The sequence below is a fragment of the Halomonas sp. CnH100-B genome (genome assembly GCF_024124605.1).
GTDB lineage: Bacteria > Pseudomonadota > Gammaproteobacteria > Pseudomonadales > Halomonadaceae > Vreelandella.
This window is the reverse complement of sequence record NZ_JAMXRX010000001.1, coordinates 278,396-293,059: the sequence shown is the minus strand read 5'-3', so window position 1 is coordinate 293,059 and position 14,664 is coordinate 278,396. Positions and strand designations below refer to the sequence as shown.

18 protein-coding genes are annotated in these 14,664 nt (G+C 58.9%); 7 read left to right on the top strand and 11 right to left on the bottom strand.

Annotation, left to right across the window (positions count from 1 at the left end; all coding sequences use genetic code 11):
* Window positions 1-8: 8 nt before the first annotated feature.
* Entirely contained in the window at window positions 9-1,190 is a 1,182-nt protein-coding gene (gene zapE / locus NH398_RS01235) for a cell division protein ZapE (RefSeq protein WP_253015976.1), read from the bottom strand.
* 217 nt (window positions 1,191-1,407) lie between these two features.
* Here zapE and NH398_RS01230 point away from each other — a divergent pair, with 217 nt between their 5' ends.
* Window positions 1,408-1,845 (top strand): DUF1043 family protein, encoded by a 438-nt coding sequence (locus NH398_RS01230; protein ID WP_159342559.1) that lies wholly within the window; start codon window positions 1,408-1,410, stop codon window positions 1,843-1,845.
* A gap of 75 nt (window positions 1,846-1,920) precedes the next feature.
* Here NH398_RS01230 and NH398_RS01225 read toward each other — a convergent pair whose 3' ends face one another.
* Complete coding sequence (locus NH398_RS01225) at window positions 1,921-2,682, bottom strand: Nif3-like dinuclear metal center hexameric protein (protein ID WP_253015974.1); 762 nt, start codon at window positions 2,680-2,682, stop codon at window positions 1,921-1,923.
* Window positions 2,683-2,822: 140 nt separating this feature from the next.
* On the opposite strand from NH398_RS01225, the gene NH398_RS01220 reads away from it, so the two are divergent.
* A complete protein-coding gene (locus NH398_RS01220; RefSeq protein WP_253015972.1) occupies window positions 2,823-4,088 on the top strand; it encodes a Do family serine endopeptidase in 1,266 nt (421 codons plus the stop codon).
* Between the two features lie 30 nt (window positions 4,089-4,118).
* Here the strand turns inward: NH398_RS01220 and hisD are convergent, their stop codons facing one another.
* The 9 genes from hisD to NH398_RS01175 form a co-directional block, all read right to left on the bottom strand.
* A complete protein-coding gene (hisD, locus tag NH398_RS01215) occupies window positions 4,119-5,435 on the bottom strand; it encodes a histidinol dehydrogenase (RefSeq protein ID WP_253015970.1) in 1,317 nt (438 codons plus the stop codon).
* Window positions 5,436-5,448: 13 nt separating this feature from the next.
* A complete protein-coding gene (gene hisG / locus NH398_RS01210) occupies window positions 5,449-6,102 on the bottom strand; it encodes an ATP phosphoribosyltransferase (RefSeq protein ID WP_159342563.1) in 654 nt (217 codons plus the stop codon).
* 28 nt (window positions 6,103-6,130) lie between these two features.
* The gene (gene murA / locus NH398_RS01205) at window positions 6,131-7,393 is read right to left on the bottom strand and encodes a UDP-N-acetylglucosamine 1-carboxyvinyltransferase (protein ID WP_159342564.1); all 1,263 of its coding nucleotides are present in this window, start codon (window positions 7,391-7,393) and stop codon (window positions 6,131-6,133) included.
* A gap of 10 nt (window positions 7,394-7,403) precedes the next feature.
* Window positions 7,404-7,655, bottom strand: coding sequence for a BolA family protein (locus NH398_RS01200; protein ID WP_044629957.1), 252 nt, complete (start codon window positions 7,653-7,655; stop codon window positions 7,404-7,406).
* Between the two features lie 154 nt (window positions 7,656-7,809).
* The gene (locus tag NH398_RS01195; protein ID WP_253015968.1) at window positions 7,810-8,124 is read right to left on the bottom strand and encodes an STAS domain-containing protein; all 315 of its coding nucleotides are present in this window, start codon (window positions 8,122-8,124) and stop codon (window positions 7,810-7,812) included.
* Entirely contained in the window at window positions 8,121-8,777 is a 657-nt protein-coding gene (locus NH398_RS01190; protein ID WP_253015966.1) for an ABC transporter substrate-binding protein, read from the bottom strand. Before NH398_RS01190 ends, NH398_RS01195 begins: the two co-directional genes overlap by 4 nt.
* Before the next feature lie 33 nt (window positions 8,778-8,810).
* A complete protein-coding gene (mlaD, locus tag NH398_RS01185) occupies window positions 8,811-9,275 on the bottom strand; it encodes an outer membrane lipid asymmetry maintenance protein MlaD (RefSeq protein WP_159342566.1) in 465 nt (154 codons plus the stop codon).
* A gap of 15 nt (window positions 9,276-9,290) precedes the next feature.
* Entirely contained in the window at window positions 9,291-10,091 is an 801-nt protein-coding gene (mlaE, locus tag NH398_RS01180) for a lipid asymmetry maintenance ABC transporter permease subunit MlaE (RefSeq protein WP_159342567.1), read from the bottom strand.
* Window positions 10,092-10,913, bottom strand: coding sequence for an ATP-binding cassette domain-containing protein (locus NH398_RS01175; protein ID WP_253015964.1), 822 nt, complete (start codon window positions 10,911-10,913; stop codon window positions 10,092-10,094).
* A 271-nt stretch (window positions 10,914-11,184) separates the two neighbouring features.
* Between NH398_RS01175 and NH398_RS01170 the strand changes: the two genes are divergently transcribed.
* Genes NH398_RS01170 through lptB form a run of 5 tightly spaced genes read left to right on the top strand, consistent with a single transcriptional unit; the run spans window position 11,185 to window position 14,601 of the window.
* Window positions 11,185-12,171, top strand: a complete 987-nt coding sequence (locus NH398_RS01170) for a KpsF/GutQ family sugar-phosphate isomerase (RefSeq protein ID WP_159342569.1) — start codon at window positions 11,185-11,187, stop codon at window positions 12,169-12,171.
* A gap of 42 nt (window positions 12,172-12,213) precedes the next feature.
* Window positions 12,214-12,756, top strand: coding sequence for an HAD hydrolase family protein (locus NH398_RS01165; protein WP_159342570.1), 543 nt, complete (start codon window positions 12,214-12,216; stop codon window positions 12,754-12,756).
* Window positions 12,756-13,340, top strand: a complete 585-nt coding sequence (lptC, locus tag NH398_RS01160) for an LPS export ABC transporter periplasmic protein LptC (RefSeq protein ID WP_159342571.1) — start codon at window positions 12,756-12,758, stop codon at window positions 13,338-13,340. The genes NH398_RS01165 and lptC overlap by 1 nt, the downstream gene beginning before the upstream one ends.
* Window positions 13,337-13,831, top strand: a complete 495-nt coding sequence (lptA, locus tag NH398_RS01155; protein ID WP_253015962.1) for a lipopolysaccharide transport periplasmic protein LptA — start codon at window positions 13,337-13,339, stop codon at window positions 13,829-13,831. The genes lptC and lptA overlap by 4 nt, the downstream gene beginning before the upstream one ends.
* Before the next feature lie 11 nt (window positions 13,832-13,842).
* Window positions 13,843-14,601, top strand: coding sequence for an LPS export ABC transporter ATP-binding protein (gene lptB / locus NH398_RS01150; protein WP_159342573.1), 759 nt, complete (start codon window positions 13,843-13,845; stop codon window positions 14,599-14,601).
* The last annotated feature ends 63 nt before the right edge of the window (window positions 14,602-14,664 follow it).

The window sequence follows — 14,664 nt, the reverse complement described above, 5'->3', positions numbered from 1 at the left end:
CCACCACCCTAAGGCTTGTGCGCCAGCGCCAGATACTCGCGAGACTGCATCTCTTGCAATCGCGACAAGGTCCGCTGAAACTCGAACGTCAGCTTACCGTCGCTGTAAAGCGACTCCACCGGCACTTCCGCCGACATCAGCAGCTTCACGCCGCGATCATAGAATTCGTCCACCATGTTGATGAAACGCCGCGCTTGATCGTCCATCTTGCCATCCATCCGCGGCACATTGGCCACCAGAACGGTATGAAATTCTCGGGCCAGCTCGATATAGTCGTTTTGGCTGCGCGGGCCGTCACACAGTTCGGCAAACTCGAACCACACCACATCTTCATGCAGGCGACGCGTTTTGAGCACCCGGTGATTAACTTCCAGCGGTGCACCCTCCTCCCCAGGCTGACCGGCAATTTCTCGGAAGCTGCGCGCTAGCTCTTTCTCGGCCGCAGCGTCAAGAGGCGCATGGAAAATTTCAGCACGCTCCAGTGCCCGCAGACGATAGTCGATACCCGAATCGACGTTGACCACCTCGCAATGTCGATTTACCAATTCAATGGCAGGCACGAACCGCGCACGCTGCAGCCCATCCTTGTAAAGATCGTCCGGGACGATATTCGACGTCGCCACCAATACCACGCCGCGCTGGAAGAGCGCTTCCAGTAAGTTAGCGAGAATCATGGCGTCGGTAATATCTTTGACGAAAAACTCATCGAAGCAGATAACGCGTGCCTCGGCGGCAAATTTACCCGCGATGAGAGTGAGCGGGTTTTTCTCGCCTTTATAATGAGTTAGCTCATTATGAACCCGCTGCATGAACCGGTGGAAATGGGTGCGCATTTTTTCGGGAAACGGCAGCGCCTCATAAAAGGTATCGACCAAGTAGGTCTTACCACGCCCTACGCCTCCCCAGAAGTAGAGCCCTTTTACTTGGGGCAACGGCGGTTTGGCAGGCGCATGCTTCTTACCCAGCAAACCTGCCATTTTGGCTTTGATTCCTTTGCTGGCCACCACGGCCTTGGGCACCGTCGTTGGCGTCGCCAACAGCTCATCATAGAGCCGCTGGAGATGCTTGACCGCCTGCTCTTGGGCCGGGTCATACTGAAAATCGCTGCGCTTGAGATCGGCTTGATAGCGCTCAAGCGGCGTGGGGCGACGAGTGGAATCGGACGCCTGACGCTCAGACACTGATGGCATGAAGATGGTGCTCCCGCAACACTTGAGCCTGAGTGCGTGCCCGCCGCCTTAAAGCGACAGACAACACGAGCTCAACAAAAATGAGGGCAATTATACGCCGCTTGAACGCTAAGCGCATGAGCGGATTGACCCAACCGACTGAGACGCGCCTATAATGGGGCGGTTTTTAAAGTCACGCCCTGTACACAGCGGCGCGCATTACTTAGGGAGAAGGACTGTGGAAGCAAGCTCGCCATTCACTTTTGCAATCATTGGCTTGGCCGTGGGATTCATCATTGGCCTTGGGTGCTATCGGCTTTTCAGCAAAGGTGCGCGAGACGTCGCTTCGCTCAAGCAGACGCTGCTTGAGCGTGAACACCAAATTGCCGATTTAAAGAAAGGGATGAGCCATCACCTCACCGGCATTCAGCAGCGCCTGGAGAATATTCGCCATGAGGCGGACCAGCTAGAGCAGCAAGTAGAGAGCGAAGCCGCCCAATGGAAACTCACGAGCGTCAAACCGTCCTCTCAGCCGACCGCCACGCCTGACGGCGACCAAAGCGTTGCCATGCCTCGGGACTACGCCGCTGGCAAAAACGGGACGCTATCGGAAGACTTTGGCCTCAAAGAGAACAGAGCCACAGATAACACCGCTGCCCAGCCGCCACGCTACTAAACGCGTGACGCTATCACCGCGTGCCAGGGCCCACCCTGTTGTGGCCCTGGTCAGCAACCTGCTCCCCACCCTCGGCTAGGCCGGATTATCGATATCGACGAAACGGTGTTCAACGCCAAACTCGCTGGCCAGCCATTCGCCCATGGCCTGAACACCGTAACGTTCGGTCGCGTGGTGTCCCGCTGCTAGATAGTGGATGCCCATTTCACGGGCCAAGTGGGTCGTTCGCTCAGAGATCTCGCCCGATATAAACACCTGGGCACCGGCCTCGTAGGCCGCCGTAATCATGTCTTGTGCCCCACCGGTGCACCAGGCAATCCGCTCGATGGCCTCACGGCTTGGCGCCTCGACGACGAGCGGCTCGCGTTCGAGGATAGCGCCAACTTGCTGCGCCAACGCTGACACACTCTGTGGCGTCACCAGCCGTCCCGACCAGAGCAGCCCTTCACCCAACTCTCCGTCTAGACATCCCTCGACTTTCCAACCCAAGCGCTTGGCCAACTGCGCGTTATTCCCCATCTCCGCATGGGCATCTAGCGGCAAATGGTAAGCCAACAGGCTGATATCATTGGCCAACAACGTTTTGATTCGACGCTGCTTCATGCCAGTGATGGGGACAGGCTCGTTCTTCCAGAAATAGCCATGGTGCACGAGCACCATGTCGGCCTGCCATGCCACGGCTTCTTCCAGTAACGCTTGGCAAGCCGTCACTCCTGTCATGACCCGACGCACCTGCTCACGCCCCTCGACCTGAAGGCCGTTGACCGTAAAATCTTTGAATTGAGTGGCGCGTAACTGGTGGTCGCAGGCAGCGACTAACTGATCACGATGATTCACGCTCTCTCCTTCTTGCAATTAAACCAGCCCCCGTGAGGCACAGCGGCATTCGGTGTTACCATAGCGCCATTGTAAGACTCGCTTTACGTTATCGCGAACCTCGCGACCGTTTAGACTGCCACACGCTGAGGAACTTTCGCATGCACCGCTTCGTGCTGCCTTATTTATGGCCCATTTTGACCGGGCTTCTGCTTGCGGCCGTGGTGCTGCTCGCCTTTCCCGAGCAGCTGCCCAACCCATTCCGTCAAACGCCCCCGGTAACGGAGGAGGCTCCCACCGCCTTCGAATCCCCCCCTGCACTGGTCCCAACGACCAGCAGCGAACCCAGTGCAAATCGTCCGGCGCCGGATATCAAACAAGCAGCCCCGCTTTCCCGGCAGCAAGGCCCTGCTAGCTACTCCAACGCCGTCAATCAAGCCGCCCCTGCGGTGGTGAACATCTACTCATCTCGAATCGTCGAGCGCGACCAGCACCCGCTGATGTCCGATCCCTTCTTCAACCAATTTTTCAGCGGTGACGATGCCACGACCCACCAGCGCATGCTGTCGAGCCTGGGGTCTGGCGTCATCGTCAGCAACGACGGCTACGTATTGACCAACCATCATGTGATCAACGGCGCCGACCAAATACAGGTCGCGCTTCGCGACGGGCGTGAAACCCTCGCGGAAGTCATCGGCACCGATCCAGAAAGCGATCTGGCAGTGCTCCGGATCGACCTAGACGACTTACCGGTCATTGAGCTTGCCGACTCAGAAGAGGTCGCGGTGGGCGATGTGGCGCTGGCCATTGGCAACCCCTTTGGCGTTGGCCAAACCGTGACCATGGGTATTATCAGCGCCACCGGGCGCAGCCACCTGGGATTGAATGCTTATGAAGACTTCATTCAGACCGACGCCGCCATTAACCCCGGCAACTCAGGCGGCGCGCTGGTCAACCCAGACGGCGCATTGGTGGGAATCAATACGGCGATCTTCTCTCGCTCCGGCGGCTCCCAGGGGATTGGTTTCGCGATTCCTGCCAATCTCGCGCACAGCATTTTGGACGAGCTGGTCACCCGCGGACGGGTCATTCGAGGGTGGCTGGGCATCGAAGCCCAGGCTCTTTCAAGGGAGCTGGCCGCATCGTTTGGATTACGGACGCCGCAGGGAGTCATCGTCGCAGGCGTCGTGAGCGGCGGCCCTGCCGCCCAGGCAGGCTTGCAGCCAGGTGACGTACTGCTCTCCATCGACGGACAAGTCATCTTGGATGCCCGAGCGACCATGAGCGATATCGCCTCGATCCCGCCCGGTACGTCGCTACCGCTGACGATTGTCCGCGGCGGCGAACGCATGGAAATGACGCTGGAGGTAGGCGAGCGCCCCGTACCGACCAACGCTACGTCAGCCGATCGGCAGAGCGGCTCTTAAGCCGCCCTGCCGGGGCGTTCTTACTGCCTATCAGTCGCGGATACGATACTCCGCCGAGCGCGCATGGGCAGTAAGATACTCCCCGCGCGCCAGCACGGAAGCCACTTTACCCAGCTCGGAGGCGCCCTCTGGAGAGCAATGGATGATGGAAGAGCGTTTTTGAAAATCGTACACACCTAGCGGCGAGGAGAAGCGCGCCGTGCCGGACGTCGGCAGGACATGGTTCGGGCCTGCACAGTAATCCCCCAGCGCTTCCGACGTGTGGCGACCCATGAAGATCGCGCCCGCATGGCGGATATCGTCTAGCCATGCCTCAGGCTCTGCGACCGATAATTCAAGATGCTCTGGCGCAATGCGATTGATCATCTCGATCGCTTCAGCCTGATCGTGACACAGAATCAGCGCGCCGCGGCGTTTCAGCGAGGCGCGGGCAATCTCTTCGCGCTCTAGCGTTGGCAGCAACCGCTCGATGGAAGCCGCCACAGCGTCCAAATGCGCGGCGTCCCAGCTCACTAAAATCGCTTGCGCGTCTTCGTCATGCTCGGCTTGGGAGAAGAGGTCCATAGCGATCCAATCCGGATCGGTTTGCCCATCCGACACCACCATGATTTCGGAAGGCCCGGCAATCATATCGATACCCACCTGACCGAACACGGCTCGCTTGGCCGTGGCGACGTAGATATTGCCTGGGCCCACGATTTTATCGACGCGAGGAACACTTTGCGTGCCGTAGGCCAGCGCAGCGACGGCTTGAGCGCCACCAATGGTGAACACGTAGTCCACGCCCGCCAGATGCGCTGCCGCCAGCACCAGATCATTCAGCACACCATCCGGCGTGGGCACCACCATGACGATTTCACGCACGCCCGCTACGTGGGCAGGAATCGCATTCATCAACACCGAGGACGGATAGGCCGCTTTGCCACCCGGCACATAAATACCGGCCCGATCGAGCGGGGTGACTTTCTGGCCGAGCACCGTCCCGTCAGCCTCTTCGTACTGCCAAGAGGTCGGTTTCTGCCGCTCATGGTAGCGCTTGATGCGCTCGGCGGCCGTGGCCAACGCCTCTCGCTGGGCCTCTGGCAAACCGTCGTACGCTTTTTTCAACTGCTCGGGGGAGAGACACAGTTGATCCATGGACGCGACCGACAGACGGTCAAAGCGGTTCGTGGCGTCGATGACGGCCTGATCACCGCGCTGCTTGACGTCTGCCAAGATCTCTTCAACACGAGCCTGGACCGCTTTATCAGACACGCCCTCCCAATCCAGCAGCGCATCGAGGCGCTGGTGGAAGGCCGCGTCACGGGTCGAGAGGCGGGCAATGGTGGCTGTGGTTGTATCGCTCATGATGAACCTCGTGTCATTCGATAGGCTGCGTCTGACGCTTTTTCACGGCACTTTCCAGGCGCGCTAGCAGCGGCTTGATGCGGTCGTGCTTCATGGTCATGGCCGCTTTATTGACCACCAAACGCGTGCTGATATGGGCGATGAGCTCGCGGGGTTCCATGCCGTTAGCGCGAAGCGTATTGCCAGTGTCGACGATATCGACGATCTCATCGGCCAAGTTCATGAGCGGAGCCAGCTCCATCGCTCCGTAGAGCTTGATGACCTCTGCCTGAATCCCCTGCTCGGCGTAGTAGCGACGCGCGACGTTGACGAACTTGGTGGCCACACGGCGGCGCGCTTTGGCAGGCGGCTGCCCGGTCACGCCTGCCGTCATCAGCTTGCATCGAGCAATGTCCAGATCGAGCGGCTCGTAAAGACCTTCCGCGCCGTGCTCCAACAGCACGTCTTTACCGGCGATACCCACATCTGCCGCGCCTAACTGTACGTAGGTGGGCACGTCGGTGGCGCGAATGATCACCAGCTTGACATCGGGCAAGTTGGTATCGAACAGCAGCTTGCGGCTTTTGCTCAAGTCTTCGGCGGGCGTAATGCCCGCATCTGCCAGCAAGGGCAGCGTTTCATCCAAAATACGCCCTTTGGAAAGGGCCAAAATCAGTTGCTTACTCATGGTCTAAGGCCAGTGTTGTCCGCGTGGCTTAGCCGGGAATACGGCGAATCTTCGCCCCCAGCAGCTGTAATTTTTCCTCGATACACTCGTAGCCACGATCGATATGGTAGATACGATCGACCAGCGTCTCCCCTTCGGCCATCATGGCCGCAATGACCAGCGATGCGGAAGCACGAAGGTCCGTGGCCATGACCGGAGCGCCAGAAAGCTTATCAACGCCCTTGATCAACGCAGCGTTACCCTCTAGTACGATGTTCGCGCCCATACGATTCAGCTCTTGCACGTGCATGAAGCGGTTTTCGAAGATCGTCTCAACGACTCGTGAGTGTCCTTCGGCAACAGCGTTCATGGCGACGAACTGCGCCTGCATGTCAGTGGGGAACGCGGGGTAAGGCGCCGTGCGGATATTGACCGCTTTGGGGCGTTTGCCGTGCATGTCCAGCGAAATCCAATCGTCACCGCTGTCGATATCGGCGCCCGCCTCTTCCAGCTTGGCGAGCACCGCTTCCAAAATATCGGCCCGCGTGCGCTTTACTTTCACTCGCCCACCTGTCATAGCGGCGGCCACCAAGAAGGTGCCCGTCTCGATACGGTCGGGCATGACATCGTGCTCACAGCCGTGCAGTGAGGCGACGCCATCGATGACGATGGTGTCCGTTCCGTGACCACGGATCTTCGCGCCCATCTTGATCAGGCACTCGGCCAGATCGACGACCTCAGGCTCACGGGCGGCGTTTTCGAGAATGGTACGCCCCTCTGCCAACGTTGCAGCCATCAGCAGGTTTTCCGTACCGGTCACGGTCACAGTGTCGAAAAAGATCGTCGCACCTTTCAAGCGACCGTCGACACGGGCACGAATGTAGCCCGACTCGACATGAATCTCCGCCCCCATGGCCTCCAGACCACGCAGGTGAAGGTCCACGGGGCGAGAGCCGATGGCGCAGCCGCCTGGCAGCGAGACATCCGCCTTGCCAAAGTGTGCCAACAGCGGGCCGAGCACCAGAATGGAAGCGCGCATTTTCTTCACGAGCTCGTAGGGTGCATGACACTGGGTCACCTGAGAACCATCCAACTGGATGCTCATCTTCTCGCCCATCACCGGCTCGACGCCCATCCGCCCGAGCAGCTCTAGCGTGGTGGTAATATCCTGCAAATGCGGCAAATTACCGATGACCACCGGACCATCTGCCAATAGGCTGGCACACAAAATGGGAAGCGCCGCATTTTTTGCGCCGCTTGCCCACACTTCGCCATCGACCGAGCCATTGCCCGTAATAATGAGTTTATCCATGGAGCGGCCGTTACTGAGCGTTTTCCGCCGCAGTTTGCCACTGCGTCGGAGTAAACGTTTTGATACTGATAGCGTGCAGTGCGCCCGACGCGATCTCTTCGCTGAGCGCGGCGTAAACGAGCTGCTGACGCTTCACTGGAGAAAGACCTTCAAAGGCTTCACCAACCGCAATCACCTGAAAATTGCAGCCTTCACCCTGGATGTGGAACTCACACCCATCGATGCGGGATTCAAGCAGTGCTTTTACCTCGTTGGGTTGCATGAGACAGGAAACTCCTTTGGGGTCGTTGAAATGGTAAGCAATAGGGAGACATGATAAAGAAAAGCAGCTCACTTGGCGATGCTGAGCCACGCCGCCAATGAAGAGAGCAGCCCGTAGGCTGCTCTTGGGGTTGCGCATATCAGGCAGAGACGTCTCAAGCGGTCAGTGCGTCCAGCTCTGCCAGAGACGCCAACCGCTGCAGTGGCGGCGACAATACGATGGACCGCACCGTGATCTGAAGCGCTTGGCAAGCACGCAGCCACTCGAACAGAACGCTAAGCGCCACGCTGCTTGCTTTGCTGATTTGCGCAAAATCCAAACGCACTGATGAACGCTCGAATTCACGCAGCCACTGAACGCCCCGAGCGGCCACGTCGGCGGCGGCACTCATGACCAAATCGCCCGCGACCAGCAGCGTATCGTCCTGCACGGACAGCGTCACCTCTGAGCGAGAGAGGAGCGATGTCACGCGTCGCCTCCCTGCTCCAGCTCATCGACGCCGATTTCGGGCGCCCAACCGCGGATGACCGCATCGTAGTCACGGTTATTGTCACGCATGGCCTGATCGAACTGGTTGCGGAAGGTCAGCCCCAGATTGATGCCGTTGACGATCACGTTCACCACGCGCCACTGGCCATCAGACAGACGCAGGCTGTAGCTCACCGGATACACTTGACCATTGCTCGCCACGATTTCCATATCCACACTGGCTTGATCGTCATAGCGTTGTCCGCGCTGCTCGCTCAATACGCGCAGCTCATCATAATCAAACGTCACCAAACCACGGGTGTACGTGTCGATGAGCGTTTGACGAAACACGGTGGCAAACTGACTCCGCTGTTCCGGCGTTGCGTTGCGGAAATAGCTCCCCATCACACTGGCACCGATATAGCGAAAATCTGCTACGTCATCGAGACTCTCGTTCACCAGCGCCTTCAGTTCATCCAGGTTGTTGGCGTAATACTCCTTCTTGCCATCGATTTGACTCATGAAGGATTCGATGTTGTCACGAATCATCTCTTCGGGAGATTGGGTTTGCGCCTGAGCCAGCAGCGGTGCCAGCATGAGCAGAGCGGCCAACGCAACGCGCTGAACGAAAGCAGAATAAACGTTGAACATCATCTCGACCTCTTGAATGAAGATAACGGATGGCAGCTAGTTGCTGACCATATTGGATACGAATTGCTGAATAAGTTCTTCCAACACCAGTGCGGACTGGGTATCGCGGATGACGTCACCTTCCTCCAGCACCTCTGGCGCACCGCCAACGCTGAGCCCTATGTACTGCTCTCCCAGCAGGCCGGCCGTCAAAATGGCGGCGGTGGTATCTTGGGAAAGCTGACCCTCCAGCTCACTATCCAGGCTGAGGATGACGCGCGCGTCGTACCACTCCGTATCCAGCTCGATGGCCTCTACCCGGCCTACCGTAACGCCTGCCATGGTGACCCGTGCGCGCGGCTTCAAACCGCCGATGTTGGCAAAGTTGGCCTCCAGGCGAAACGTGTCGGAGGGCGCCGATAGCGTCAAACCGCTGACACGCAGGCCAAGAAACACTAGCCCAACGATGCCGGCCAACATAAAGAGACCAACGCCAAACTCTACGGTTTTGCTGCGTTTCATGAGACTACTCCACCCTTAAAGGCCGCCGAACATGACGGCGGTTAAAACGAAATCCAGCCCGAGCACGGCCAGCGAGGAGTACACCACCGTGCGTGTGGTGGCGCGGGAAATCCCCTCCGAGGTCGGCACTAGGTCATATCCTTGAAACACGGCAATCCAGGTCACGACGAGGGCAAAGACCACGCTTTTGATCATGCCGTTACCGATGTCATCGAAAAACGACACGCTGGCTTGCATGTTGCTCCAGTACGAGCCTTCGAAAACGCCCAGCCACTCGACGCCCACCAAGTAGCCGCCCCAAATACCCACAACGCTAAAACCGACGGTCAGAATGGGCAGCGCGACGAAGCCCGCCCAAAGCCTGGGAGCCACGACACGCCGCAGCGGGTCGACACCAATCATTTCCATACTGGTGAGCTGCTCGGTGGCTTTCATCAAGCCAATTTCGGCGGTCAAGGCAGACCCTGCCCGTCCAGCAAAGAGCAGCGCCGCAACCACTGGGGCAAGTTCACGCAGCAGTGAGAGGGCGACCATTTGGCCAAGTGCCTCCTCGGCACCGAAATCCACCAAAATGGTATACCCCTGCAGCGCCAGCACCATGCCAATGAAAAGCCCCGACACCAACACGATGGCCAGCGACAAGACGCCCACGAAGTGCATTTGGCGTAGCCAAAGCGACCATCCCTCCCGCGACGGCACCCCCACGGCCGACTGCACTAGAAACACCGTGGCGCGTCCTAGCGCTTCGACCACGTCGCACCCTTTGCGCCCCAGGCGGGTCACTCGCGCCGCGTAGTGAGAAAATTTGGACTGCATCTACCCTGCCTTTATTGCTAAATCGTGGCCGAGGATATCCCGATAGAGCGTCTCTGCGGGATAGTGAAACGGTACCGGGCCATCTGGCTCGCCGTGCATGAACTGGCTGACCCGAGGGTCCTGATTCGTCTCCAGCGTGCTTGGGGAGCCGTGGGCCACCACCTGCCCATCGGCGATCAAGTAGAGGTAATCCGCGATACTCAACGTCTCTTTGATATCGTGAGAGACCACCACCGATGTCAGCGACAGCGCCTGATTGAGCCGCTTGATCAACTGCACCAGCACGCCCATGGAAATGGGGTCCTGGCCGACGAACGGCTCGTCGTAAAGAATCAGTTCGGGGTCCAGCGCTACGGCACGCGCTAGCGCTACCCGACGCGCCATCCCTCCAGACAGTTCGGCAGGCGTTAAGTGCTTCGCGCCCCGCAGTCCTACCGCTTGGAGTTTTAGCAGCACCAGGTCGCGAATCATCGCGTCTGGCAAATCCGTATGAACACGTAGCGGAAAGGCCACGTTTTCGAAAACGTCCAGATCCGAAAACAGGGCCCCGCTTTGAAACAGCATGCCCATGCGCTTGCGCAGTGCGAACAGCGCTTTACGTGACAGCCGGTGTACATCCTGTCCATCGACCAAGATCCGACCACGATCGGGCGTCAGCTGGCCACCGATGAGCTTCAAGAGTGTCGTTTTACCCGTACCGCTTGGCCCCATGATGGCCGTTACTTGACCGCGAGGGATGGTCATACTCACACCGCGAAAGATCTCGCTTTCACCGCGAGAAAAGTAGACGTCTTCGACCTGTATGAAGGGAACATCCGTCATATGCTGATTGACCTTCATCGTTGATGCCAGAACGCGTCAGTATAAACCGACAAGTCACGGGGCAGTTTAAAAAACAGTGTTTTCGAAATATTATCGAACATCGTATCTTAACGCTACTCTCAGTAACAGCGGCGCAAATGATGACTACGCCAACCTTTTATGGCGTGTGCATCGCCATGGGGCTGGTGAGTTTGCCGCGCTTTAGCTAAATAGCGCCGCAAGATGTTATTCTTACTCGCTACCTATTCACTCTATGAAAACGAGACATGCCATGGGCCAGCCACTCTCTACACCCAGCCAACTGCGTGAAAGTGCGCTGCGAACGCTGCAAATTGAGCAAGCGGCCATCGGCGGCCTTCAGGCCAAACTGGACGAACAGTTCGATCACGCCTGCCAGCTCATCCTCGCCTGTCAAGGCCGGGTGGTCGTCACCGGCATGGGCAAGTCAGGACACATCGCGGGCAAACTTGCAGCGACGCTGGCGAGTACCGGCACGCCCGCCTTTTTTGTACACCCAGGTGAAGCCAGTCACGGCGACTTGGGCATGATTACCCGTACCGATGTAGTACTCGCGCTCTCCAACTCCGGCGAAACCGCCGAAGTGACGGCGCTCCTACCACTCCTTAAAAGGCTTGGCACCCCGCTGGTCAGCATGACCGGGCGTCCAGGCTCTACCCTTGCCCGCCACGCCGATGCCCATTTAGACAGCGGCGTGGAACGCGAGGCGTGCCCACTGGACCTCGCGCCTACTAGCTCAACCACGGCGGCACTGGCTCTTGGCGACGCCCTGGCCGTTGCCCTACTCGAAGCACGCGGCTTTACCGCCGAGGATTTTGCGCTGTCCCATCCGGGTGGCAGTCTGGGTAAGCGCCTGCTGTTGCGGGTGCGTGACCTAATGCACGATGGCTCAAGGCTTCCCCAGGTCGCTTTGGGAAGCCCGCTGCGCGATGCACTATTGGAGATCACGCGCCAAGGGCTGGGGTTCACTTGCGTCATCGACAGCGAAGGCCGTTTGGCGGGCGTCTATACCGATGGCGACCTGCGGCGCACATTAGATCAATTTCATGACCTGCGCGACGTGCGCGTCGACGATGTCATGACGCGCCCAGGCAAACGTATCGGCCCTGACGTACTGGCTGCCGAGGCCGTTCGTATTATGGAAGATAGCCGGATAACCGCGCTCGCTGTCGTCGACGAGCAGCAGCGCCCCATCGGCGCGCTACATATGCACGATCTGCTAGCCAGCGGTGTGATTTAACTGCGTGATAACGCTTTTCGCCATGGATGTTAAGGAGGCTATATGGCCCTACCCGATGCACTACTCGACCGACTTCGCCGTGTAAAACTCCTCGCGCTAGACGTAGATGGCGTCTTGACGGATGGCCGCCTCTACTTTCAGGCGGACGGCATCGAAATCAAAGCGTTTCACACCCAAGACGGGCATGGTTTGAAACTGCTCAAGCGGGTCGGCATTCACGTGGCACTGATTACCGGACGCGATTCGCCCATGGTCAGCCAGCGCGCGGCGGCGCTCGGCATTAGCCACGTTCACCAAGGCTGCGAAGATAAGCTCACGACGCTTCGCGCGCTTTGCCAACGACTGGATATCACCCTCGAGCAGGTGGCCTACTGCGGTGATGACCTGCCTGACCTCGCTCCCATCAAGCGCTGCGGCGTCGGCATCACGGTCCCCAATGCGCCTGATTACATGCACACCCATGCCGATTGGATCACGGAACGGCTAGGCGGCCACGGCGCGGTACGTGAAATTTGCGATACGCTGCTCACTTCGCAAGGGCACTGGGATGCCGTGCTCGACACGTATCTTCACAGGCACTCGTGATGGGTCTCAGAGTCAGAAAACGGGTGTGGATCACGGCGATGGTCGTGGCCCTGGGCGGACTGCTGGTCTGGCTGGACCCGCGCGGCCCGCAAGAGGGTGAGATCGATCAGGAGGCCCGTGCCCAGGAGCCTGGGCATGTGTTGGAGAACGCCGAAATTACCCTGTTTGGCGAGACAGGCGCTATCCAGCAGTCGCTGGTCACGCCTCGACTGGTCCATACGCCTCAAACGGCCATGACCGATGTCATGTCGCCGCGCGCGACGCTGTTCGACAGCGAACAGCGAGAGTGGCTGGCCACGGCAGACACCGGCACCTTGAATACCGATTCCCAGGCCCTGACGCTAAGAGGGTCTGCCCGGCTACTGGCTCCCGAAGAGGGCTGGCAGCTCGACACGCAGCAATTAAACTACGATGGCGTGACGCGCCATGCCTGGAGCGATACGCCCGTGCTGTTGCAGCAGCCGCCGCAGCGCATGGAAGCCTCCCGCATGGACGTTTGGCTCGATGACAGCCAAGTCCGCCTGACCAATAACGTGCGCGGCGTCCACCCGCCTGCCACTCGTAACCCTGAGGAGTCGCGATGAACGCCTCTCTCCGCACTGCACTCTTTACGTTAACCCTACCCCTCGCCACGGCGGCCATGGCACAAAGCCAAGCCCCCATCGAGGTCGAAGCCGACCGCCTGGACCTCGACCAGCGCGCTGGCACCGCTGTTTACTCAGGCAACGTGGACATTCGCCAGGGCGAGATGCAACTGCGCGGCGAACGCGTCGAAATTCAGCGCAACGACGCAGGCGAGCTGTCACGCGCCATTGCCACGGGTGAGCGCGCCTACCTGCGCAATCAGCTCGAAGATCAAGAAACCCCCATGGAGGGCTGGGCGCGTCGTATCGTTTACCATGTCGCCGAACGCCGTGTCGAGCTGATCGACCAAGCCGAACTGACCCAGCAAGGCGACCGTTTCCAAGGGGGGCGTTTGGAGTACTTCATCGACCAGGAAGTGGTGCAAGCACGCTCCGACGTGAGCGGTAGCGACAACCAGCGCATTCGCATGACTCTTCAGCCCGAACAATAGGGAGCGGCCACGTGGCAGCATCAACCTCTGCAGATTCCGCACCTGTCAAAACGCTCTACGCCCATCACCTAGCGAAGAGCTACAAACGCCGTCGGGTCGTGAAAGATATCAACCTGGAAATCGCTCAGGGTAGCGTCGTCGGCCTGCTGGGGCCCAACGGGGCGGGTAAAACCACGTCGTTTTACATGATCGTTGGACTGGTCAAATCCGATGCCGGTAGCGTCGGTATCGACGACGTCGACCTGACCCATGCGCCCATGCACGAGCGCGCCATGGCCGGGATTGGCTACCTCCCCCAGGAAGCCTCCATTTTCCGCAAGCTCTCGGTGGCCGATAACATCATGGCGATTCTCGAGACGCGCAAAGCGCTGGACCGTAGCGCTCGGGAAGCACGCCTCGAGTCACTGCTCGAAGATTTCCATATTACCCACATTCGCGACAACCTGGGCATGAGCCTCTCAGGGGGCGAGCGCCGCCGAGTGGAGATCGCTCGCTCACTCGCTACCGAGCCCGCATTCATTCTGCTCGACGAGCCGTTTGCCGGGGTCGACCCTATTTCAGTGGGTGAAATCAAAACCATCATCCGCGCACTGAAAAAACGCCACATCGGCGTCTTGATCACTGACCATAACGTGCGCGAAACCCTGGATATTTGTGACATTGCCTACATCGTTGGCGACGGCCATATCATCGCCAGTGGAAACGCCCAGGAGATCCTCAATAACCAGAAGGTTCGTGATGTCTATCTAGGCGCAGACTTCCGCCTCTAAACTCTGGCCTGACCAAACTTTTCTTTTAGTGGCATGCTTATTGCACTTGCACAGAGTCATAAC

Excerpts from the sequence above, each read along its gene's own strand:
- hisD (WP_253015970.1), bottom strand. The coding sequence starts at position 5,435 with ATGAGCGATACAACCACAGCCACCATTGCCCGCCTCTCGACCCGTGAC.
- NH398_RS01165 (WP_159342570.1), top strand. The coding sequence starts at position 12,214 with ATGGCCCTACCCGATGCACTACTCGACCGACTTCGCCGTGTAAAACTC.
- NH398_RS01170 (WP_159342569.1), top strand. The coding sequence starts at position 11,185 with ATGGGCCAGCCACTCTCTACACCCAGCCAACTGCGTGAAAGTGCGCTG.
- NH398_RS01175 (WP_253015964.1), bottom strand. The coding sequence starts at position 10,913 with ATGACGGATGTTCCCTTCATACAGGTCGAAGACGTCTACTTTTCTCGC.
- NH398_RS01220 (WP_253015972.1), top strand. The coding sequence starts at position 2,823 with ATGCACCGCTTCGTGCTGCCTTATTTATGGCCCATTTTGACCGGGCTT.
- NH398_RS01190 (WP_253015966.1), bottom strand. The coding sequence starts at position 8,777 with ATGATGTTCAACGTTTATTCTGCTTTCGTTCAGCGCGTTGCGTTGGCC.
- zapE (WP_253015976.1), bottom strand. The coding sequence starts at position 1,190 with ATGCCATCAGTGTCTGAGCGTCAGGCGTCCGATTCCACTCGTCGCCCC.
- hisG (WP_159342563.1), bottom strand. The coding sequence starts at position 6,102 with ATGAGTAAGCAACTGATTTTGGCCCTTTCCAAAGGGCGTATTTTGGAT.
- murA (WP_159342564.1), bottom strand. The coding sequence starts at position 7,393 with ATGGATAAACTCATTATTACGGGCAATGGCTCGGTCGATGGCGAAGTG.
- mlaD (WP_159342566.1), bottom strand. The coding sequence starts at position 9,275 with ATGAAACGCAGCAAAACCGTAGAGTTTGGCGTTGGTCTCTTTATGTTG.
- NH398_RS01200 (WP_044629957.1), bottom strand. The coding sequence starts at position 7,655 with ATGCAACCCAACGAGGTAAAAGCACTGCTTGAATCCCGCATCGATGGG.
- lptC (WP_159342571.1), top strand. The coding sequence starts at position 12,756 with ATGGGTCTCAGAGTCAGAAAACGGGTGTGGATCACGGCGATGGTCGTG.
- lptA (WP_253015962.1), top strand. The coding sequence starts at position 13,337 with ATGAACGCCTCTCTCCGCACTGCACTCTTTACGTTAACCCTACCCCTC.
- mlaE (WP_159342567.1), bottom strand. The coding sequence starts at position 10,091 with ATGCAGTCCAAATTTTCTCACTACGCGGCGCGAGTGACCCGCCTGGGG.